We start from the raw sequence: 21,803 nt of genomic DNA, 5'->3' as shown, positions 1-21,803 counted from the left end.
GAGGCGCGCCGGGCAGGCGCGGCGCGGGCCGGGCGCGCCATCGGCGGAAACGAGAACGGCGGGCGAGGGCCTTCGCCCCGCCCGCCGTCAAGAGTCGCACCTGCCCCGGGAGGCCGGCGCTCAGTCCTCGGCCATCGCCTCGGCGCGGGACTTGCCGGTGACCTCCAGCGCCAGCGCCGCGGCCATGAACTTGTCGAGGTCCCCGTCCAGCACGCCGCCGGTATCCGAGGTCTCGACGTTGGTGCGCAGGTCCTTGACCATCTGGTAGGGCTGCAGGACGTAGGAGCGGATCTGGTTGCCCCAGCCGATCTCGCCCTTGGCGTCGTGGGCCTCCTGGATCGCCTCGTTGCGCTTGCGCAGCTCCATTTCGTAGAGCTTCGACTTCAGCGCGGCCATGGCGTTGGCCCGGTTCTGGTGCTGCGACTTCTCCGAGGAGGTCACCACGATCCCGGTGGGCAGGTGGGTGATGCGCACCGCCGAGTCGGTGGTGTTCACGTGCTGCCCGCCCGCGCCGGAGGAGCGGTAGGTGTCGATGCGGATCTCGTTGGGCTTCACGTCGATCTCGATCGAGTCGTCGACCACCGGGTAGACCCACACGGACGAGAACGAGGTCTGCCGCCGCGCCGCGTTGTCGAAGGGCGAGATGCGCACCAGCCGGTGCACGCCCGATTCCGACTTCAGCCAGCCGTAGGCGTTGGGGCCGGAGATCTTGTAGGAGGCCGACTTGATCCCCGCCTCTTCGCCCGCGCTCTCCGACATCAGCTCGACCTTGTAGCCGTGCGCCTCGGCCCAGCGGGTGTACATGCGCGCCAGCATCTGCGCCCAGTCGCAGCTCTCGGTGCCGCCGGCGCCGGCGTTGATCTCGAGGAAGGTGTCCGAGCCGTCGGCCTCGCCGTCCAGCAGCGCCTCGATCTCGGCGGCGGCGGCGCGGTCGCGCAGCTCCGAGAGCGCGGTCTCGGCCTCGCCGATCACCTCGGCGTCGTCCTCCATCTCGCCCAGCTCGATCAGCTCGACGTTGTCGGCCAGCTCCTGGGCGATCTCCTTGCAGCGCGCCAGCGCGTCGGCCAGCGTCTGGCGGTCGCGCATCACCTTCTGGGCGTTGGCGGGATCGTCCCACAGGGTGGGGTCCTCGACGCGGGCGTTCAGCTCCTCCAGCCGATGCTCGGCCGTCTCCCAGCCCAGACGCTTGCGCAGCAGGTCCAGCGATTTCTCGATCTCGGCGACGACGCCCTGGGTCTCCGCGCGCATGGGGGCATGCTCCTCGTCCTGACGGCGCGCGAAGGCCCCCGTCGATGACGGGAGCGCGCGCGTGGGGGGGATTTAGACCGCCGAGGCGCGCGGCTCAAGAGAGCGGCGCGCCTCTGGGGCCTGCGAATGGGAAACGCGCGGCCCCGAGAGGGCCGCGCGCGAAGTTCGGGGTCAGTAGAGCCCGCCGGAGCCGAACCCGCCCGAGGAGGGCTTGGGCGGCGCCGGGCGGGAGGCCGCGCCGGCCGCCGAGGGCGAGGCGCCGCCGCCGTAGGCGCCGCCGCTGTCGGCGCTGGCGTCCAGCGACATCGGCAGGTCGCCGCCCTTGTAGGCCACGAAGCCGCCGTCGATGACCCGGCCGCCCGAGTACTCGCCGATCTGGGGCTCCTCGCCGGGGTGGAAGGCCTCGACCACCACGCCGGGGCCCGAGGCGTCGTCCGACAGCCGGCGGCCCGAGCCGCGGTCGATCTTGGCCATCACCGCGCCCGGGGGCACGTGGAAGTCCAGGTGGGGACGGTCCTTCATCGCCTCGGCCATGAAGGCCTTGATGACCGGGCCGCACATGGTCGCGCCGTAGGCGCCGCGGCCCATCGGGCGGGGGTTGTCGTAGCCGATGTAGCAGCCCGCCACCATGTTCGGGGTGAAGGCGATCAGCCAGGCGTCGCGGGCGTCGTTGGTGGTGCCGGTCTTGGCGGCCATCGGGATGCCCAGCGAGGCCAGCGTCGTCGCCGTGCCGCGCTCGACCGTGCCACGCATCATCGAGGTCAGCTGGAACGCCGTCACCGGGTCCATGATCAGCTTCTTGTCGGGGGTGGGCACGGGCTCCTGCAGGCCGGCCTCCCAGATCTCGGTGCACTCGTAGCAGGCGCGGTTGTCCTGCTTGAACAGGGTCTCGCCGTAGCGGTCCTGCACGCGGTCGACCAGGGTCGGCTCGATCCGCCAGCCGCCGTTGGCGAACATCCCGTAGGCGCCGACCATCTGGTAGAGCGTCGTCTCCCCCGCGCCCAGCGCGTAGCTCAGGTGGTGGGGCATGTTCTTGTAGACCCCGAAGCGCTCGGCGTACTCGGCCACGCGGTCCATGCCGATCTCCTGCGCCAGGCGGACCGTCATCACGTTGCGCGACTGCTCGATGCCCACGCGCATCGGCGAGGGGCCGTAGAACTTGCGCGACGAGTTCTCGGGCCGCCACAGCTCGTCCGAGCCGGTGTCGATCGCGATCGGCGCGTCCAGGATGACAGAGGACGGGGTGTAGCCGTTGTCGAGCGCCGCGGCGTAGACGAAGGGCTTGAACGAGGAGCCGGGCTGGCGCTTGGCCTGGCTGGCGCGGTTGAACACCGAGGTCTCGAAGCTGAAGCCGCCCTGCATGGCCAGCACGCGGCCCGTGGTCGGGTCCATGGCCATGAAGGCGCCCTCGATCTCGGGGATCTGGCGCAGCGACCAGCTGTCCAGGCCCGCGGTCAGCAGCTGGTCGGCGGGGACGTCGCGCATCTCGGCGCCCTCGGCGTCCTCGGCCGCGACCATGATCACGTCGCCGACCTCGAAGATGTCGGAGGGCTTGCGCGGGGCGCGGCCGACGCCGCCGCCCTGCAGCTCGGGCTTGGCCCAGCCGGCGTCGGCGATGCCCACGTAGTGGCCGTCCTCGTCCTCGGCCACGCCCTCGACGCCGATGCGCGCAGTCGTCTCGCCCACTTCCAGCACCACGGCGGGATACCAGCCGGGGATGTCGGCGGGGGCGCGCTGGGCCGACAGGGCGCGGCGCCAGGCGGTCTCGCCGCCTTCGAGCTCGGCGGGGTCGATCTTGGCGACCGGGCCGCGCCAACCCTGGCGGGTCTTGTCCCACTCGACCAGGCGGTCGCGCAGGGCGTCGGCGCCGATGCGCTGCAGCTTGGGATCGAGCGTGGCGCGGATCGTCAGGCCGCCGCCCTCGACCTCGTCCTCGCCCAGGCGGTCGACCAGCTGGCGACGGATCTCCTCCGAGAAGTAGTCGCGCGCGGGCACCGGCGGGATCTCGGGCTCCAGCGAGCCGTCGAGGATGGTGTCGAGAGGCTCCTTCATCGCCTCGTCGTACTGGGCGTCGGTGATGAAGCCGGCGCGCAGCATCTGGCTCAGCACGTAGCCGCGGCGGTCCAGGGCCGCCTCGCGGTCGTTGACGGGATGCAGGTTGGAGGGCGCCTTGGGCAGCGCGGCCAGATAGGCGGCCTGCGCCACGCTCAGGTGCTCCAGCGGGCGGCCGAAGTAGTTGGCCGCGGCCGCGACCACGCCGTAGGCGCGCGCGCCGAGGTAGATCTCGTTGAGGTAGAGCTCGAGGATCTGGTCCTTGGACAGCACCTGCTCCATGCGGGTGGCCAGGATGATCTCCTTGAACTTGCGGTCGAAGGATCGCTCGTTCGTCAGCAGGAAGTTCTTCATCACCTGCTGGGTGATGGTCGAGGCGCCGCGGAGCCGGCCGCCCTTCACGTAATCGACCACCGCGCCCACGATGCCGACCGCATCGAAGCCGTGGTGGTCGTAGAAGTTGCGGTCCTCGGCGGCGATGAAGGCGTTCTTCACCAGGTCGGGGATCTCGTCGACCGGGGCGAAGACGCGCCGCTCGGTCAGGTATTCCGCCATCACGGCGCCGTCGCGGTCGTAGACCCGGCTCAGCGTGGCGGGCTGGTAGTTCTCCAGCTTCTCATGGGATGGCAGGTCGTTTCCGTAGTGCCAGACCATCACGGCCATCGCGCCGAGGCCGAAGATGGCCCCGATCGAGATGATGCTGAACACCCATGCCAGAAAGCGCGTCATGCCGGTCCCGTTCCCTGCTCCGTCCCCAATCGAGTCGATGATCAAGGACTCGCGGAACATAGTGACGGAGCGAGGGCGGCGACAGGGCGTCGTGCGGGCGCAGCGGGCGATCCGATGACGCGTTCGTCCCAAATGGGGCGAACCGCGGGCGCTCAGCGGGCGAGCGAGGCAAAAGGTTGGGCGGCGCCGTCCTCCGCCCAGATCTCGACGCCTTTCGCGACGGCGCCCGCCGCGCGCGCCCGCCAGGCCGGATCCTGGAGGCGGGCGAGGTCCTGCGCGTTCGACAGGAACCCCAGCTCGACCAGCGCCGCGGCCACGCGGGAGGACTTCAGGACCCGGAAGCCCGCGTGCGTGTGCGCGCGCCCGCGAAGCATGGGGGTGGTCTGCGACAGCTCCGCCGCCAGCGCGTCGCCCAGCCGACGCGAGGCCAGCAGCGCACGGCGCATCCCGATCTCGTGAACCGCGCGCAGGGCGGCGTCGGGCTCAACCGCCCGGTCGTCGCCCGGCGCCACGTCGGCGCGGTTCTCCGAATCGGCCAGCGCCTCGGTCTCGGCGTCGACCTGCCCCGCGGCGAGGGTGAAGATCGAGGCGCCGACCGCGTCGCCCCGCGCCACGGTGTTGGCGTGCAGCGACAGCAGGACCGCCGCGCCCGCCGCCTCGGCGCGCGCCACCCGCTCGGCGAGGCCGAGGTAGCGGTCGTCCTCGCGGGTCAGCGCCACCCGCCAGCGGCCGGTCGCCTCGAGGGCGGCGGCGAGGTCTCGGGCGAAGCGCATCACCAGCACCTTTTCCACCGCCTCGCCGCGGATCGCGCCCGGGTCCATGCCGCCGTGGCCGGGATCGAGCATCACCAGCGGCCGCGGATCGGCGGGCGGCGGCGCGGGGGCGAGCGGCCCCTGCCCCTCCGGCCAGCCGGCGCGCGCCTCGAAGTCGCCGGGGCTCTCGTAGGCGAGCTCCAGCCGCAGCACCGTCGCCTGGCCGGCCGGGTCTTCGGGGTCGGGCATCTGCACCGCCTCGGCCAGGCGGGCGGGCCGCGCGAGGTCGAGCACCAGCCGCGCCCGCCCGTCGGCCACGAGCCCGGCGCGCACGCCGGCGACCAGCCCGTCGGGCGGCGGCGGCGGGGGCGTCCCCTCCCAGGCGGCGCCGTCGAACTCGACCACCAGGCGGGGCGGATCCTGCAGGCCGAAGACGCGCAGGCCCGCCGCCTGCGGCAGGCGCAGGGCCACGCGGGTGCGGCCCTCGGCATGGCGCAGGCCCAGGATGCGCGGCCCGGCGGGGGCGAGGGAGGGGCGCGCCGGGGGCGCCTCCGTCGCGGGCGCCGGCGCGGGAGTGATCGCGAAAGCGGCGGCGAGCGCCGCGGCGCTTGCGCACATCGCGGCCCGCGGGCGTCGAATGACGCCGCGGCGCCCCGGCCGGGACGGCGCGGAAAACGGGTTTCGGACCATGGTCTTGGCGGGTTCCCGACGGCGGGTTGACGGCGCGCGGCGCAGGCCGCGCCGGCGGCGCGCCCGCCTTATGCGGCCTCGGGGCTTTGCGATTGTCAAGACGACCCGCCCCCGGCTATATTGAGCAGGCTGCGGAAGACCCGGATCCGCGCGCCGCCTTCGTGCGATGCGCCCCCGTGTCCCGCCGCCCGATGAACGAACAGGTTTTTCGGACGACGCCCCGGCGCATTCCCGGATGTCCAGGAGGACGCGGCCACGACCGCCCCCTGCGAGAGCCCGGCGACGGCGCGTCCCCGAAGTTCGGGCCCGACTCCCCAGAGGACGACGGCCCCCCGACGCGACCACGCCGAACCGAAGATCCGGCGGCGTGATCTTGGAGACCAGACCGCGATGCCCCTTTCCCCCCGGACCCGCGAAGACGGAGGACGCGCCCCGGCGCCGGCCCTTCCGCGCGCGGACGTCGCCGGCGGGCCCGGGCTCGCCCGTATCGAGACCGGAGCGCCCCTGCTGCGTCCGCCCCCGCAAGGCCGGGCGGAGGAGGGCTCGCGCCGGCGTGGGAGACCATGGCGAAGAAAATGCTCATTGACGCGACGCACCCGGAGGAGACCCGGGTCGTCGTCGCAGACGGCAACAAGGTAGAAGACTTCGACTTCGAGACGATCTCGAAGAAGCAGATCGCCGGAAACATCTACCTCGCGAAAGTGACCCGCGTGGAGCCGTCCCTTCAGGCGGCCTTCGTGGAGTACGGCGGGAACCGACACGGTTTCCTCGCCTTCTCGGAGATTCATCCCGACTACTACCAAATCCCCAAGGCCGATCGCGAAGCGCTGATCGCCGAGGAGGAGGAGGAGACGCGTCGCCGCGCCGCCGCCGACGAAGAGCGTCGCGCCGCCCGCCGGGCCGCCGCCGAAGCGCGCGCCAAGGCGCGCGACGAGGATGACGACGAGGATGACGACGAGGACGAGGACGACCGCGACGACGAGGACGATCGCGACGAGGACGACCGCGACGACGAGGACGATCGCGACGAGGACGACGAGCGCGACTCCGTCGACCGCGGCGAGGACGAGTCCGGCCTGGTCGAGGACTCGGACGACGAGGACGACGATTACGAGGCCGAGCGCCCCGAGACCGTCGCCGGCGCCGACGACGAGGACGACGGCCGCACCGACGACCGCGACGACGTCCCCTCCGAGCCCGACGCGCCCGCCGAGACCGAGACGGCCGAAGAGCCCAAGGTCGCCGAGACGGCCTCCGACGCCGCGCCGGTGATCGAGAGCGAGACCACCGAGACGGTCGCGCAGGCCCAGGATGCGCCCGCCGACGCGTCGTCGGACGAGGCCGATGCGCCGAAGTCCGAAGACGAGCGCTCGAAGGACGGCTCCGACGACGACGACGACGGCTCGCCCCGCGTGATGGCCGAGGCCGCCGGCGCCGGCGACGAGGACGACGAGCGCGTGGAGGAGGACTACGTCCCCGCCGCCCGCCGCCCCGAGGACGAGACCGCCCCCGAGACCGCCGCCGACGCCGCCTCCCCCGCGCCGACGGAGACGCCGGCCGAGGAGCCGACGGCCGAAGCCGCTCCCGAGACGACCGACGAGGCCCCCGCGGCCGAGGAAAGCGTGACCGCCGAGCAGCTCGCCCAGGCGACCCCGGCGGAGGAAGCTCCGGCCGAGACGGCCGAGGCCGCGCCGGACGTTCCGGCCGAGGAGGCCGCCGTCGAGGAGGCCGCGGCCGCGGAAGCCGCTGCGGACGAGACCCCGGCCGAAGAGACCCCCGCGACGGACGCCGACGCCGAGGCCGCCCCCGCCGCGGACGAAACCGCGGCCCAGGACGCGCCCGCCGAGCCCGCCGCGGCGGACGAGACGCCCGCGGCCGAGGCCCAGGCGTCCGAGACCGCCGAGGGCGAGACCGAAGCGCAGGAGGCCACGTCCGAAACCACCGCGGCCGCCGAGGCGGCTTCGGCCGTCGCGGCCTCGATCGTCGCCAAGGCCTTCGCCTCCTCCGACGAGGACGCCGCGAAGACCGACGCGCAGCCCGAGGGCGACGCCGAAGCCAAGGGCGACGCCCAGGACGAGACCCAGTCCGAAGACGACGCGGAGGCCGAGGGCGAGAGCCAGGAGGCCTCCGGTTCCGACGACTCCGGCTCCGACGACGCCGCCGGCGACAAGCGGCGCCGGCGCTCGCGCCGCGGCGGCCGTTCGCGCCGCTCGCGCCGCGGCAAGTCCCGCGACGAGGGGACCGAGGACGCCCCCGCCGAGGCCAGGACCGACGCCCCCTCCGAGGAGGAGAGCGCGGACGAGGACGACCAGCCGGCGCCCGAGAAGCGCTCCCGCGGGCGCTCGCGCAACCGCTCCGAGGACCGTGAGCGCGACCGCGACTCCGACGACTCCTCCGACGACGGCGTCGAGGAGATCTCGGCCCGCCGCATCTTCCAGCGCCGCTACAAGATCCAGGAGGTGATCAAGGTCCGCCAGATCCTCCTGGTCCAGGTCGTGAAGGAGGAGCGCGGCAACAAGGGCGCCGCGCTGACCACCTATCTCAGCCTCGCCGGCCGTTACTGCGTGCTGATGCCCAACACCGCCCGCGGCGGCGGCATCTCCCGCAAGATCACCAACGCGGCCGACCGCAAGAAGCTCAAGGACATCGCCTCGGACATCGAGGTGCCCAAGGGCATGGGCCTGATCATCCGCACCGCGGGCGCAAAGCGCACCGCGCAGGAGATCGAGCGCGACTACGAGTACCTGCTGCGCCAGTGGGAGCAGATCCGCGAGACCACGCTGAAGTCCGTGGCCCCGACGCTGATCTACGAGGAAGGCAGCCTCATCAAGCGCGCCATCCGGGACCTGTATGCGCAGGGCATCGACCAGATCTGCGTGGACGGCGACGAAGGGTATCGCGAGGCCAAGGACTACATGTCCATGCTGATGCCCGGCCACGCGCGCAACGTGGTCCGGCACTCGGATCCGCAGCCGCTGTTCGCCAAGCACGGGGTCGAGCAGGAGCTCGCCTCCATGTTCCACCCCACGGTGCACCTGAAGTCGGGCGGCTACATCGTCATCGGCGTGACCGAGGCGCTGGTGGCCATCGACATCAACTCCGGCAAGTCGACCAAGGAAGGGTCCATCGAGGACACCGCCCTGAAGACGAACCTGGAGGCGGCGGACGAGATCGCCCGCCAGCTGCGCCTGCGCGACCTCGCCGGCCTGATCGTCATCGACTTCATCGACATGGAGGACCCGCGCAACAACCGGTCCGTCGAGAAGCGGATGAAGGAGAAGCTGAAGGTCGACCGCGCGCGCATCCAGGTCGGCCGGATCTCCGCCTTCGGCCTGATGGAGATGTCGCGCCAGCGCCTGCGCCCGGGCGTGCTGGAGGCGACCACCGCCCCCTGCGCCCACTGCCACGGCACCGGCGTGGTGCGCGCGGACAGCTCGCTGGCCCTGTCGATCCTGCGCCAGCTCGAGGGCGAGGCCGCCCGCGGCCGCGCGCCGGAGCTGTCGGTGCGCGCGCCGATGGGCGTGACGAGCTACCTGCTCAACGACAAGCGCGACCACCTCTCGGGGATCGAGGCGCGCCACGGCGTGGTGATCCGCATCGAGGGCGACCCGTCGCTGTTCTCGCCCGAGTTCCATGTCGAGCGCATCAAGACCGCCAGCCGCCTGCCCATGCAGGCGCCGCTGCCGGTGGCGATGATGGACGCGCCCGACCTGGAGGAGGCCGACGAGGTCGAAGAGGCCGAGGTCCTCGAGACCGCGGTCGAGGAGGCGCCCGCGCCTGCCGCCGCCGCCGCCGCCGAGGAGAAGGCCCCCGAGCCGCGTCCCGCGCGCGAGGAGGACAAGGGCGAGGACGACGGCTCCCGCCGTCGCCGGGGCCGTCGCGGCGGCCGCCGCCGGCGGCGCGGCGGGGACGACGAGGGCGCGTCCAACGAGGCCGAGACGTCCGGGTCCGAGAGCGCGGACAAGGCGCCCGAGGCCGACAAGGAGGTCGCCGAGACCGCCGCCGTCGCCCCGGCCGCCCTGCGCGAGCCCGACGAGCCGGCCGAGATCCCGGAGCCCAAGCGCACCCGCCGTCGCCGCAAGCCCAAGAAGGCCGACGAGGCCGAGGCCGAGACGACCGATCGGTTCGAAGCGGAGACGGCGTCGCCCGAGCCGGAGGCCGCCGCCGAGCCTGCTCCTGCGCCCGAGGCGCCGGTCGCCGAGCCCGAGCCCGAGGAGACCGCGGTCGCCGAGGCGCCGTCCGAGCCGGAGCCCGTCGCCGAGCCCGCGGCAGCGGCCGAGGAAGCCCCTGCAGAGGCGCCGGCCGCCGAGCCGGAGGTCGCAGAGGCTCCTGAAGAGGCGCCCGAGCCCGCCGCCGCCGAAGCGCCGGCCGAGCCGGAGCCCGTGGCCGCCGAGCCCGAGCCGGTGGGCGCCGACGACGGCGAGGCCGCGTCCCGTCCCAAGAAGCGGGGCTGGTGGGCGTTCAACCGCTGATGCCGCGCTCAGGGCTCTCCGCCAGCGGAGAGGCCTGAGCTCGCCAGGCTATGAAATGGACGAAGGGCAGGCGCGGCGCGCCTGCCCTTTTCCATTTCGCATCCGGGCGGCAGGCTCGTCTGCACGCCTGGATGAGGACGCGCCGAGGACCTGCCCCTTCGCAGCTTCTGGGGTTTCGCCGCCGGGAAGCATGAGGGGGCGCCGACGGCAGCGTCCGTCCGGCCTATCAGCCGTCCCCTTTCGAGACGGCCGCCTGGTCGCGGATCTTTCGGGGCGGGCTGCTCCTTCGGAGGCCCAGGTCCCAGACCGACGGCGGTCCCCGAGAGGCGGAGGCGTCGCGGGCGCCGTCAGGCTTCCACCGGCTTGCCGAGAGCGCTCGCAAGGGCGAGCCGCGCCGATCGAGGGAAGTCTGCTCGCCTGCGAGGGCGGCCGCGTTTGCGCAAATCCGCCCCACCGAATCGAAAACGCCGCCCCCGAGGGAGCGGCGTTTCTAGACCTTGGATCGCTGAGGCGATCAGGACTTGCGGCGGCGAGCCACGAAGCCCAGGGCAGCCAGACCGGCGCCGAGCAGCGGCAGGGCCGCCGGCACGGGCACGTTCGAGTCGGGCACGTCGTAGGTGTAGGTGATCTCGGCGGAGATGTTGTAGATCTCGCTCAGATCCTCGGACCAGGTGGTGTTGGTCGAGAACGCGCGGCTCAGAACGCCGCCGATGCCCAGATCCCACACCGCGTACTCGGAGCTCAGGCCGATGTAGTCGACGAAGTCGGCGCCGGCCACGGTCCAGTCGAACGAGTCGTTCTGGTCGATGGTGCCAGAGGCCGGGTAGGACTTGGTCTGACCCGCAGCGTAGGTGTCCACCGGCACGAACGGCGCCGCCGCCTGGTAGAAGGTCACGTCCAGACCGCCGCCAAAGATGCCGATCAGGGCGTCGTTGTTGGTGTCCAGCACGCTGATGGTCGAGTCCAGCGTGGCGCTGGTGACGTCGCCCGACTCGGAGCCGGTGTTGGTCACGGTCAGCGAGGCCGACACGTCGCCGAAGATGGTGATCTCGATCGAGGTCAGCGCGTACGGCAGCGAATACTTCGGGAACAGGATCTCATAGAGATTGTTCGAAGCCGGAACGGGCCCGGCGCCGACCGTGGCGGGCGTCGTGCCGGCATTATACACCAGCGACTGAGTCGCGGCGGTGGCCGCGCCGGCGGTGGCGATCAGCGCCGCGGTGGCGGCAAGCGCGATGGTCCGCATTTGATTGTAAACTCCTAGCTCTCGTCTTCCCCAACCGAGACCTGGAAGGCTGCCGGTAACCCGGCACCCCCTCTTCCGAGGGAACCCCACATATCTCTCTCTGGACGATTCATACCTCGATTCATTTCCGTTGGGAACACCGATGTTCACATTCCGGCAATCTTATTGGGGCCCGCCGCCCGCCGCATGAGCGCCATCATCCGCGCAGCCACGCCTTCAGGCGCCGGGCCCCCTCGGCGATGTGCGCCTCGTCGCGCGCGAAGCTGAACCTGACGAAGCGCGCGCCCCGCACCGGGTCGAAATCGTGGCCGGGCGTTGCGGCAACCCCGGCCTCGGCGAGCATCCGCTCGCAGAAGCTCAGGCTGTCGTCGGTCAGGGCGGAGACGTCCGCATAGAGGTAGAAGGCGCCGTCGGCGGGGGCGAAGTCGGTGAAGCCCGCGGCCGGCAGCTCGGTCATCAGGAGGGCCCTGTTCCGTTCATAAACCCTTCTGTTCGCTTCGCATTCATCTTCAGCTTGCAGGGCTGCAATCGCCGCGACCTGGCTGACGTGGGGGGCGCAGATGAAGAGGTTCTGGGCCAGCCGCTCGACCGTGCGGACCAGCTCGGGCGGGACCACCATCCAGCCGATCCGCCACCCCGTCATCGACCAGTATTTCGAGAAGGAGTTGATCACGATGACCCGGTCGGTGACCTCCAGCGCGCTGACCGCGGGCTGCCCGTAGCTCAGCCCGTGATAGATCTCGTCGGAGATGAAGCCCGCGCCGCGCGCCTCGCAGGCCGCGGCCAGAGCCGAAAGCGCGGCGCGGTCGAGCATGGTGCCCGACGGGTTCGCCGGGCTCGCCACCAGCAGGCCGTCGGCGGTCCCGAGGTCTTCGGGCCGGGGCTGCCAGCGCGATTCGGGACCGGTCTCGATTCGCAACGGTTCGATTCCCAGCGCCGAGAGGATGTTGCGATAGCTGGGATATCCCGGATCCCCGATCGCCACCCGGTCGCCGATCTCGAACAGCGCGAGGAAGGCGAGGATGAAGGCGCCCGAGCTGCCCGCGGTGACGATCACGCGGGAGGGATCGAGCGACAGGCCGTGGCGACGCCTGTAGAGGTCGGCGATCCCCTCGCGCAGCTCCGGCAGGCCGAGGCCGACGGTGTAGCCCATCGGGTCCTGCACGACCGCGCGCGCCACCGCCTCCCGCGCCAGGCGCGGCGCGGGGGTCGAGGGCTGGCCGACCTCCATGTGGATGATGTCGCGCCCGGCGGCCTCCATCTCCCGCGCGCGTTCCATCACGTCCATCACCATGAAGGGAGCGACCGCTCCTCTCCTTGAACTCTTCATCTTTTTCGGCTCCTGATGGCCCTGCGCGCGCCCCGGTCCGGGGGTGGGAGAGGTCTCGTCCGAAAGGTGGCCCTCCGCCGCCCGGGCGGTCAACCGCCCGCCGGGCCGCCGGAGCCGCGGCCCACCGGCGCGGCGCGATGGAACGGGGGCGGACGGCCGCGCCCCGCGGAAGGATCACCCGCGCGGGATCCCGGGCCGCAGGCCCGCACGCGCGGACGAGACCGAAGGCGAGCCCAGGACGTGTCCAAGCCCCCTCTCCGCCCGACCGACGCCCCCGATCGCGGAGCGCCCCGGAGCGACGGCCTGCGCGGGCGTTCGCGCCTGCTGCGGCGCGGCCTGCGCGGCGCGGCCTTCGCCGCGGCGACGCTCGCGGCCCTCGCCCAGCCCGCCTACGCCGCGGGCTTCGTGCGCGACGCGGAGGTGGAGGCGACGCTCAAGCGCCTGTCCGACCCGCTGTTCCGCGCCGCCGGCGTGGCCCCGGATTCGATCGAGATCCGCATCTTCGACGACCGCCAGCCCAACGCCTTCGTCTACGGCGGGCGCAACCTGGTGGTCTCGACCGGGCTGCTGCGCGATTTCTCCGAGCCCACGCAGCTGCAGGGCGTGATCGCGCACGAGATCGGGCACATCACCGGCGGCCACCTGGCGCGGCGGCAGATCGCCATGAACAACCTGCGCGGCCCGGCCATGGCGGGCGTGCTGCTGGGCATCGCGGCGGCGGCGGCGGCCGGGCTCGCGGGCGGCGCCGGCGGCGCGGCGGCGGGCGTGGGGCTGGGCGCGAGCTCGCAGACCGCGGTGCGCCGGGCGATGCTGTCCTTCTCGCGCGCAGAGGAATCCGCCGCCGACCAGGCCGGCATCACCTATCTCGAGCGCGCGGGCGTCGACCCCACGGGCATGGAGCAGGTGCTGGAGAAGTTCCGCGGGCAGGAGGTGTTCTCGACCCGCCACGTCGATCCCTACGCCCTGACCCACCCCGTCTCGGCCGAGCGCCTGTCCTCGATCCAGCGCCGCGCCTCCGAATCCCCCGCGCGGGGACGCGAGCCGGACGCCGAGCTCCTCTACTGGACCCACCGGATGGAGGCGAAGCTGGAGGGGTTCCTCGAGACGCCCTGGACCGTGCTGCGCCGGCTCGACCCGAACGACCATTCCGAGTTCACGACCCTGCGCCGCGCCGTGGCCCTGCACCGCGCCCCGGACCCCGAGGGCGCGGTGGCCGAGGCGAACCGGCTGATCGAGATCCGCCCCAACGATCCCTACTACTACGAGCTGAAAGGCCAGATCCTGCTGGAGAGCGGACGCGGGGTCGAGGCCGTGGCCCCCTATCGCCGCGCCGTGGCGCTGGCGCCGGAGGAGCCGCTGATCCTGGGCTACCTGGGGCGCGCCCTGCTCTCGGTCGGCTCGCCCGAGGCGGACCGCGAGGCGCTCTCGGCGCTGGAGCGGGGGGCCGAACGCTCCGACGGGGGCGACCCGGGCCTGCTGCGCGATCTCGCCTTCGCCTACGCCCGCACCGGCGACGAGGGGCGCGCCGCGCTGGTCACCGCCGAGCGGATGATGCTGATCAACCAGCCCCGCGACGCCCACCGCATGGCCGAGCGCGCCAAGGGGATGCTGCCCCACGGCTCGCCCGCATGGCTGCGCGCCGACGACATCGTCGTTGCGACGAAGGCGATGGAGCAATGACGGCCGCGGCCGTGATAGACCTCGCCCCCGACCGGGTTCCGCATCGCGGCGCCCCTTCCCGATCCCGCGCCCGGCGCGGCCCGAAATGATCGCCCCTGACGTGGAGTGACCGGACCATGACGCTGACCGCGCCGACCTTCGCCCTGCCCCGCCTGGCGCTGCCCCGCCTCGCTTTCCCCCGCCGCCCCCTCGCGCGCCTGCTGGCCGCGGCGGCGCTGGCGACGGCCGGGCTCCTGGCCCACGCCCCCGCCGCCTCGGCCCAGACCGCGCTGTCGGAAGCCATGCAGCTCGACCCCGAGGGGCGGGCGGTGCTGCGCTCCGAGATCCGCAAGTACCTGCTGGAACACCCCGAGGTGATCATGGAGGCGGTGAAGGTCCTCGAGGATCGCCGCGCCGAGGCGGAGGCGACCGAGGCCCGCGATCTCGTCGCCGACAACGCCGCCGAGATCTTCCAGGACGGCTATTCCCACGTCGCCGGCAACCCCGACGGGGACGTCACCGTGGTGGAGTTCATCGACTACAACTGCGGCTACTGCAAGAAGGCCCACGCCGACGTGCGCGAGCTGGTCGAGAGCGACCCCAACCTGCGCTACGTGGTCAAGGAGTTCCCGATCCTCGGCCCCTCCTCGATGACCGCGGCGAAGGCGGCGCTGGCCTCGCGCGCGCAGCAGGGCGGGCGGCTCTACATGGCGTTCAACGACGCGCTGATGGGCCACCGCGGCGCGCTGAGCGACGAGCAGGTCTGGTCGATCGCCGAGGACGTGGGCCTCGACGTCGCCGCGCTCAAGGCCGAGGCCGAGACGCCCGAGATCAAGTCGCAGATCGACCGCACCTATGCGCTCGCCAAGAAGCTGGACATCCAGGGCACGCCGACCTTCGTGATCGGCGACGAGCTGGTGCGCGGCTACGCCCCCATCGACCACATGCGCGACGTGGTCGCCGCCGCCCGCGAACGCCAGGGCTGAGACGCCGCCGCCCCACTGGCCCGACAGGGCCCGCGCGCGGCTCGAGACGGAGACGGGCGGCCGGACCCGCTCGCGCACGGGGGCGCGAGGCGGGGACGGCCGCTCTTGGCAAACACCCTTTGCAACGTGTAAACGCCTCGCGACGACACCGGGGGCCCGCGTCGCCTGACCAATGGCGTCGCTCCGTCAGGCCTCGCAACAGCGCGAACCCTGCATGAGCAAGCACCACGAAGCCGACATCGCCTTCATCCGTTCCCTCGCCGAGCTGCTCCGGGAAACCGAGCTGACCGAGATCGAGGTGGAACGCGAGTATGGCGAGGACGACCAGCTGAAGGTGCGGGTCACCCGCCAGCTTCAGGTCGCGGCGCCGGTCCAGGTCGCCGTTCCCGCCGCCGCGCCCGCGCCGGCCGCAGCCGCCGCGCCCGCCCCGGCCGAGGCCACCGGCGACGCCGCCGACGACCTCGCCCGCCATCCGGGCGCCGTCGCCTCGCCGATGGTCGGCACCGTCTACCTCCAGGCCGAGCCCGGCGCCCCCAGCTTCGTGCGCGTGGGCGACCAGGTCTCCGAGGGGCAGACCCTGCTGATCGTCGAGGCGATGAAGACCATGAACCAGATCCCCTCGCCGCGCGCCGGCACGGTGAAGCGGATCCTGGTCACCGACGGCACGCCGGTCGAGTTCGGCGCCCCCCTGATGATCATCGAGTGACGCCGGACCGGGGGCCTTCCGCGCCCCCGGGTCCCTCGTCCTTTACCGGGAGCGTTTCGATGTTCGACAAGGTCCTGATCGCCAACCGGGGCGAAATCGCCCTGCGCATCCATCGCGCCTGCCGCGAGATGGGCATCAAGACGGTGGCGGTGCATTCCACCGCCGACGCCGACGCCATGCATGTGCGCCTCGCCGACGAGAGCGTGTGCATCGGCCCGCCCGCCGCGGCGCAGAGCTACCTCAACATTCCCGCGATCATCTCGGCCTGCGAGATCACCGGCGCCGAGGCGATCCACCCCGGCTACGGGTTCCTGTCCGAGAACGCGAACTTCGTGCAGATCGTCGAGGATCACGGCCTGACCTTCATCGGCCCGTCCGCGGCGCACATCCGGGTGATGGGCGACAAGATCGCGGCGAAGGACACGATGAAGGCGCTGGGGGTGCCCTGCGTCCCCGGCTCCGACGGCGCCGTGACCTCGGTCGAGGAGGCGCTGAGCGTCGCCGAGGAGATCGGCTACCCGGTGCTGGTGAAGGCCTCCGCGGGCGGCGGCGGGCGCGGCATGAAGGTGGCGCGCGACGCCTCCGAACTGCCCAACGCCTGGTCCTCCGCCCGCTCCGAGGCGCGCGCCGCCTTCGGCGACGACGCGGTCTATCTCGAGAAGTACCTCGGCAAGCCGCGGCACATCGAGATCCAGGTCTTCGGCGACGGCAAGGGCCGCGCGGTGCACCTGGGCGAGCGCGACTGCTCGCTCCAGCGCCGGCACCAGAAGGTGTTCGAGGAGTGCCCCTCCCCGGTGCTGACCGCCGCCGACCGCAAGCGCATCGGCGAGACCTGCGCCGACGCGATCGCGCGCATGGGCTATCGCGGCGCGGGGACCATCGAGTTCCTGTGGGAGAACGGCGAGTTCTACTTCATCGAGATGAACACGCGCCTGCAGGTCGAGCACCCGGTGACCGAGGCCGTCTGGCGCGTCGACCTCGTGAAGGAGCAGCTGCGCGTCGCCGCCGGCCATCCGATGACCATGCAGCAGGAGACGCTGAAGCCCGAGGGCCACGCGATCGAGTGCCGCCTGAACGCCGAGCGTCTGCCCGACTTCGCCCCCTGCCCCGGCACCATCACGGCGTTCCATGCGCCGGGCGGCCTGGGCGTGCGGATGGACAGCGCCATCTACCGCGGCTACCGGATCCCGCCCTATTACGACAGCCTGATCGGCAAGCTGATCGTGCATGCCGAGGACCGGCCCACCGCCCTCGCCCGCCTGCGCCGCGCGCTGGCGGAGATGATCGTGGACGGCATCGACACCACCGCGCCGCTGTTCGACGCGCTGGCCGCCGACCCCGAGGTCCAGGCCGGCGCCTACGACATCCACTGGCTGGAGAGCTGGCTGAGCGGTGGGCGCGACTGAGCCCGCCGGCTTGCCGAAACGATCCGAAAGCCGCCCTCCGGGCGGCTTTCGCGCTTTCGCGCGGGGTCCGGTCGCCTCGGCCGCGGCCGAGGCCGGCTTCAGGCGGCGCCGACGGCCAGGCGCGGGTCCGGGGCGCGGTCGAGGGCGCGGGTCATGTGCAGCACCTGGGCGGCGACCTTCAGCCCGGCGAGCGGGATCTCCACCTCCGGGCAGCGGACCTGCAGCCAGCGGACCAGCTCCGGCGGCGGCTCCCGGTCGCACAGCAGCAAGATGCGGTCGGCCTCGGGCAGCAGCTGCTCCATCCGCGCGGCGGCGAGCCCCGTCCAGGCCCGCAGCGCGGCGGCGGAGCGCCCCTCGAGCCGGTCGGCGTAGGGCTGGACCCGCTCCTCCGGGTGCAGGAGGCCGTGGCGGGCGGAGAGGATGAACCAGGCCCCGCCGTCCCGCTCCGCCAGGGCACGGGCGGTGCGGAACCACAGGCCGTCGTAGAGATCCCTCGCCGCCTCGGCCGTCGGCCGCTGACGCGACCCGCCGGAGACGAGGTGCAGGACGCCGACGCGGCGACCGACCTTCGCGATCATGACGCTTCCTCCAATCCTGTTCTGGTTGAGGGAAAGCGTCGTCCCGAAGTCGTTTACGAAAGATGAACGCAGCCCGCCCGCGCGCGACCGAATCTTGCGATTTCGTTGCATCGCGCGCGGCGCCGTCAGGCGGGCGACGCCGCGTCCGAAATCGGGACCCGTCCGGCACGAAAACGGGAGGGGAGGCCCGACCCGGCCCTTCCGCCCGCGCGATCCAGAGCGGCGACGGAGCGCCGTGCGAATCGAAAAGCGCCGCCCCCGGGGGGAGCGGCGCCTCGTCTTGGGCCCGACGTCAGGCCGTGCGGTCCGCCCGCAGGCGGGACCGCGTCACTCCACCGAGACGGCCACGAAGCGCAGGTCCCCGCGGGAGTTCACCAGCAGCAGCACCGACTTGCGGCCCTGGTCCTTGGCGGACTGCACGCGCGCCTCGACGTCCTGCGGGGAGGCGACGGCCTCCTGCGCCACCTCGACGATCACGTCGCCCGGGCGCAGGCCCTTCTCGGCGGCGTTCGAGGCGTCGTCGACCTTCTCCACCAGCACGCCGGCGAGGTCGTCGGCCAGGCCGTAGTCCTGCCGCGCCTGCGGCGTGATCTCGGTCAGCGTCATTCCCAGCGCCTCGGCGCCCTGGGACTCAGCCTGGGGCGTGACGTCGGCCGAGGCGTTCAGCACCGGCGCGTCCTCCTCCAGCAGGCCGAGCTCGACCTCCACGGTCTCGACCTCGCCCTTGCGCCAGACCTCGACCTCGACCTTCTTGTGGGCCTTGGTCTCGGCGACCATGCGGGGCAGATCGCGCATCGTGTCGACGGGGCGGCCGTCGAAGTTGAGGATCACGTCGCCGTTCTGCAGACCCGATTCCGCGGCCGGGCCGTCCTCGACCACCTGGGCGACCAGCGCGCCGGCGGCCTTGTCGAGGCCGAGGCTCTCGGCGATGTCGGGCGTGACCTCCTGGATCGAGACGCCCAGCCAGCCGCGGCGGGTGGAGCCGTACTCCTGCAGCTGGTCGACCACGTTCTTCACGATGTTCGCGGGCACCGCGAAGCCGATGCCGATCGAGCCGCCGGTGGGCGAGATGATGGCGGTGTTCATGCCCACGACCGCGCCCGACATGTCGAACAGCGGACCGCCCGAGTTGCCGCGGTTGATGGCGGCGTCGGTCTGCAGGAAGTCGTCGTAGGGCCCGGCGTTGATGTCGCGGTTGCGCGCCGAGATGATGCCGGCCGAGACCGAGCCGCCCAGGCCGAACGGGTTGCCGATTGCCATCACCCAGTCGCCCACGCGGGTCGCGTCCGAATTCGCGAAGGGCACGTGGGGCAGGTCATGGTCGGCCGTCACCTTCAGCAGCGCCACGTCGGTCTTGGGGTCGGTGCCCACCAGCTCGGCGTTCAGCGAGGAGCCGTCGGTGAAGTTCACCTTGATCTCGTCCGCGCCGTCGATGACGTGGTTGTTGGTCACCACGTAGCCGTCGGCCGAGATCACGAAGCCCGAGCCCAGCGACTGGCGCGGGCGCATCTGCTGCTGGCCGCCGCGCTCGCCGAAGAGCTCGGGGAACAGCTGGCGGAAGGGCGAGTTCTCGGGCAGCTGCGGCCCGTCGGGCCGGTCGGGCATGGCGACCTTCGAGGTGGTCGCGATGTTCACCACCGCGGGGCTCAGCGTCTCGGCGAGGTCGGCGAAGGTCGCCGGGGCGCCCGCCGGCTGGGGCCCGGTGGACTGCGCCAGCGCATGGGGCGTGGGCCCGGCCGCGATCAGCGCGGCCGCGAGCGCCGCGGCCAGCGCCAGCGACGACGCCATCGGCCTGCCGCGCAGGGTGAAGGGGGAAAGTTGCACGTCTGCGTCCTCCAGCTTCCGGATGCCGCGGGCGGTCGCCCTTCCGGCCCATCCGCCAAACTAGCGGAGGGAGGGTGAATGCCGCGGCCTTTAGATGCGATCCGGACGTAGATGTGGTCAATTCGCCACGTCGCAACCGCATTCGCCCAGATCGGCGTCACATGAACGAGAGGATGCCGGAGGGCGCCGGACGTCGCGGCGCGGCGCCCGGGAGGTTCCCTGCGCGCCGGGCGCGGCCTGACCGGCGGCCGGCGGCACGCGAGGCGATCACGCGCCCCGCCGCCTCAGCCGATCACGGCTTCGCGAAAGGCCCGCGCCGCGGCCACGGCGGCCAGCGCCTGGGCGCGCAGCAGCAGGCGGAACAGCGGGCCGTCCACCGTCTCGTCCGGCGTCTCCACGATCAGCGTCACGGGGAACGGGGGACCGTGAGGCGAGGGCGACGGCGGCCCCTGCACCACCGGCACGCAGCCGATCCGCTCGGGCGCGGCCGAGGGGGCGTAGCGCGCCAGCGTCTCGAGCTGGCGGGCGTTCAGCGCCGCGATCTCGGCGTCCCCCTCCAGCGCGGCGGCGGCGGCGTGCAGGACCGCCTGCGCCGGCCCGCGCCAGGCGGGATCGAAGCGCAGGATCAGGAAGCAGCCGCGGGGGAGCGACCAGGACTCGAAGCCATGCGGCAGGTAGCCGGTGAACGGGTGCAGCCACTCGTGCGAGGGATAGCCGTGCAGGCTGAGGTGCAGGTCCGCCCCCGCGCCCCGGTCCGCCGCGGCGCGCAGCAGCGGGCGCAGCGCGCCCTCGCCGCCCGGAACGAAGGCGAGGTCCGCGCCCAACGCGGTGTAGCGCGCGGCGTGGTGCATGTGGCGCGGCGCGGTCTCGCGCAGGCGCATGTGCAGGGCGTGGCCGTCGGGGTTCTCCAGCGGGCAGACGGCGACGGGCACGCCCTCGGCCGCCAGCGTCCGGGCCGCCAGCAGGGCGCCGGGGATGCCGGTGGGCTCGTTCGCATGCTGGCCGCCGGTGATCACCACCCCCGGCCCTTGGCCCGCCAGCACCCGCCCCTGCACCGCCCGCCCGCGGCGGGAGCGGACCTCCAGCGGCTCGCCCCCCAGCGCGGCGAGGGCGGCGGCGATCTCGCGCGCCGTCATCGGCCGGTCGAGCGTGGCGAGGTCGGGCGCCGGGACCGCCTCGGGCGCCGGGCGCGCGGGCGCGGGCGCCTCGGGGGGCGCGGAGACGGTCACGCGCAGCCGAACCGGCGCGCCGGCGGGGACGGGCGCGATCTCGGGGACGACCTCGCCAGGGATCAGGCTGCGGTCCCCCGGCGGCAGGCCCGCGGCCGCGCGCAACAGGTCGAGCGCGCCGAAGTAGAGCTCCTCGTGCAGCGCCTCGGCGAGGCTCAGGCTCTCGGCGCCCCAGGCGAGGGGCCGGTCGACCAGAGGCGCCTCGATGCGCAGGACCAGCCGGTCGAAATGCGGCCCGCGGGAGCGCCAGCCGCGGCCCTCGATGGCCTGCGAAACCGCGGCGAAGGCGGCCTGGAGGGCCTGCTCGATCGGATCCGCCCAGGGTGCGTCCACCTCCGGAACCTCGGCGCCCGGCGGGGTCGCGCGCAGCCAGCCGCAGGCGGACAGGACCTCCCCGCCATGGGGCGCGCGGCGGGGACGGACGGGGATCGCCAGCGCCTCCTCCCGGCCGTCTGCGTGGCGGAGGCGGCAGACCGGCGCCGCGGACGGCACGGGCGTCAGTCGCAGGCCGGGCCACAGTTCCGCGGCCGGGTGCAGCTCCCGCAGGAAGCGCTCGGGATCCTGGCCGGGGAGGACGGGGTAGACGATCTCCACCGGGGGCGCCGTCGCCTCCAGCATCGCGTGCAGGGCGGTCTTCCAGGCGGCGTGGACGCGGGCCTCGACCCCGCGGGCGGCGAGCGCCGCCTCGGCCGCGCGGCGCGCGGCGGGGGGCGCGAAGCTCCACAGCTCGACCCGGGCGCCGGGCGCGAGATCGGCGAAAGGCGGCGCGGAGAGGTCTTGGACCAGGCCGAACGACCGCTCGACCAGGGTCTCGACGTCCCCTTCCGGGACGCTCGCCGGCCCTCCAGACACGCCTTCGCTCGATCTCTCGCCGCTCATCCGCCATCCCCTTGTTG

General features: G+C 73.0%; 13 protein-coding genes. 5 read left to right on the top strand and 8 right to left on the bottom strand.

The features are described from left to right. Positions 1-120: 120 nt before the first annotated feature. The 3 genes from prfB to P2H44_RS08240 form a co-directional block, all read right to left on the bottom strand. A complete protein-coding gene (gene prfB, locus P2H44_RS08250) occupies positions 121-1,248 on the bottom strand; it encodes a peptide chain release factor 2 (protein ID WP_275763023.1) in 1,128 nt (375 codons plus the stop codon). Between the two features lie 171 nt (positions 1,249-1,419). Further along, positions 1,420-4,029, bottom strand: coding sequence for a penicillin-binding protein 1A (locus P2H44_RS08245; protein ID WP_275763021.1), 2,610 nt, complete (start codon positions 4,027-4,029; stop codon positions 1,420-1,422). A gap of 152 nt (positions 4,030-4,181) precedes the next feature. Next, positions 4,182-5,399, bottom strand: coding sequence for an N-acetylmuramoyl-L-alanine amidase (locus P2H44_RS08240; protein WP_275763019.1), 1,218 nt, complete (start codon positions 5,397-5,399; stop codon positions 4,182-4,184). Positions 5,400-6,046: 647 nt separating this feature from the next. On the opposite strand from P2H44_RS08240, the gene P2H44_RS25490 reads away from it, so the two are divergent. Next, positions 6,047-9,943 (top strand): Rne/Rng family ribonuclease, encoded by a 3,897-nt coding sequence (locus P2H44_RS25490; protein WP_345798984.1) that lies wholly within the window; start codon positions 6,047-6,049, stop codon positions 9,941-9,943. Positions 9,944-10,457: 514 nt separating this feature from the next. On the opposite strand, the gene P2H44_RS08225 is transcribed toward P2H44_RS25490, so the two are convergent. Next, positions 10,458-11,189, bottom strand: coding sequence for a VPLPA-CTERM sorting domain-containing protein (locus P2H44_RS08225; RefSeq protein WP_275763017.1), 732 nt, complete (start codon positions 11,187-11,189; stop codon positions 10,458-10,460). A gap of 196 nt (positions 11,190-11,385) precedes the next feature. Beyond that, positions 11,386-12,519, bottom strand: a complete 1,134-nt coding sequence (locus tag P2H44_RS08220; RefSeq protein WP_275763015.1) for a pyridoxal phosphate-dependent aminotransferase — start codon at positions 12,517-12,519, stop codon at positions 11,386-11,388. Positions 12,520-12,759: 240 nt separating this feature from the next. On the opposite strand from P2H44_RS08220, the gene P2H44_RS08215 reads away from it, so the two are divergent. The 4 genes from P2H44_RS08215 (at position 12,760) to accC (ending at position 17,276) form a co-directional block, all read left to right on the top strand. After that, positions 12,760-14,199, top strand: a complete 1,440-nt coding sequence (locus P2H44_RS08215; RefSeq protein WP_275763013.1) for a M48 family metalloprotease — start codon at positions 12,760-12,762, stop codon at positions 14,197-14,199. Between the two features lie 116 nt (positions 14,200-14,315). Next, positions 14,316-15,164, top strand: coding sequence for a DsbA family protein (locus tag P2H44_RS08210; RefSeq protein WP_275763012.1), 849 nt, complete (start codon positions 14,316-14,318; stop codon positions 15,162-15,164). Positions 15,165-15,378: 214 nt separating this feature from the next. Next, positions 15,379-15,870 (top strand): acetyl-CoA carboxylase biotin carboxyl carrier protein, encoded by a 492-nt coding sequence (accB, locus tag P2H44_RS08205; RefSeq protein ID WP_275763011.1) that lies wholly within the window; start codon positions 15,379-15,381, stop codon positions 15,868-15,870. Between the two features lie 59 nt (positions 15,871-15,929). Further along, positions 15,930-17,276 (top strand): acetyl-CoA carboxylase biotin carboxylase subunit, encoded by a 1,347-nt coding sequence (accC, locus tag P2H44_RS08200; protein ID WP_275763010.1) that lies wholly within the window; start codon positions 15,930-15,932, stop codon positions 17,274-17,276. 98 nt (positions 17,277-17,374) lie between these two features. Here the strand turns inward: accC and P2H44_RS08195 are convergent, their stop codons facing one another. From P2H44_RS08195 to P2H44_RS08185, 3 genes are all read right to left on the bottom strand, one after another. Beyond that, entirely contained in the window at positions 17,375-17,854 is a 480-nt protein-coding gene (locus P2H44_RS08195; protein WP_275763009.1) for a DUF6884 domain-containing protein, read from the bottom strand. Between the two features lie 327 nt (positions 17,855-18,181). Continuing rightward, positions 18,182-19,642, bottom strand: a complete 1,461-nt coding sequence (locus P2H44_RS08190) for a DegQ family serine endoprotease (protein WP_462976282.1) — start codon at positions 19,640-19,642, stop codon at positions 18,182-18,184. A gap of 320 nt (positions 19,643-19,962) precedes the next feature. Then, positions 19,963-21,786, bottom strand: coding sequence for a M14 family metallopeptidase (locus P2H44_RS08185; protein ID WP_275763007.1), 1,824 nt, complete (start codon positions 21,784-21,786; stop codon positions 19,963-19,965). Positions 21,787-21,803: the final 17 nt, after the last annotated feature.

It is taken from the genome of Albimonas marina, assembly GCF_029223255.1.
Taxonomy (GTDB): domain Bacteria; phylum Pseudomonadota; class Alphaproteobacteria; order Rhodobacterales; family Rhodobacteraceae; genus Albimonas.
This window is presented reverse-complemented; position numbering and strand designations above follow the sequence as displayed.

Bases quoted from the DNA above. Each gene is read 5' to 3' on its own strand.
- prfB (WP_275763023.1), bottom strand. From the start codon at position 1,248: ATGCGCGCGGAGACCCAGGGCGTCGTCGCCGAGATCGAGAAATCGCTG.
- P2H44_RS08245 (WP_275763021.1), bottom strand. From the start codon at position 4,029: ATGACGCGCTTTCTGGCATGGGTGTTCAGCATCATCTCGATCGGGGCC.
- P2H44_RS08240 (WP_275763019.1), bottom strand. From the start codon at position 5,399: ATGTGCGCAAGCGCCGCGGCGCTCGCCGCCGCTTTCGCGATCACTCCC.
- P2H44_RS25490 (WP_345798984.1), top strand. From the start codon at position 6,047: ATGCTCATTGACGCGACGCACCCGGAGGAGACCCGGGTCGTCGTCGCA.
- P2H44_RS08225 (WP_275763017.1), bottom strand. From the start codon at position 11,189: ATGCGGACCATCGCGCTTGCCGCCACCGCGGCGCTGATCGCCACCGCC.
- P2H44_RS08220 (WP_275763015.1), bottom strand. From the start codon at position 12,519: ATGAAGAGTTCAAGGAGAGGAGCGGTCGCTCCCTTCATGGTGATGGAC.
- P2H44_RS08210 (WP_275763012.1), top strand. From the start codon at position 14,316: ATGACGCTGACCGCGCCGACCTTCGCCCTGCCCCGCCTGGCGCTGCCC.
- accB (WP_275763011.1), top strand. From the start codon at position 15,379: ATGAGCAAGCACCACGAAGCCGACATCGCCTTCATCCGTTCCCTCGCC.
- accC (WP_275763010.1), top strand. From the start codon at position 15,930: ATGTTCGACAAGGTCCTGATCGCCAACCGGGGCGAAATCGCCCTGCGC.
- P2H44_RS08195 (WP_275763009.1), bottom strand. From the start codon at position 17,854: ATGATCGCGAAGGTCGGTCGCCGCGTCGGCGTCCTGCACCTCGTCTCC.
- P2H44_RS08190 (WP_462976282.1), bottom strand. From the start codon at position 19,642: ATGGCGTCGTCGCTGGCGCTGGCCGCGGCGCTCGCGGCCGCGCTGATC.
- P2H44_RS08185 (WP_275763007.1), bottom strand. From the start codon at position 21,786: ATGAGCGGCGAGAGATCGAGCGAAGGCGTGTCTGGAGGGCCGGCGAGC.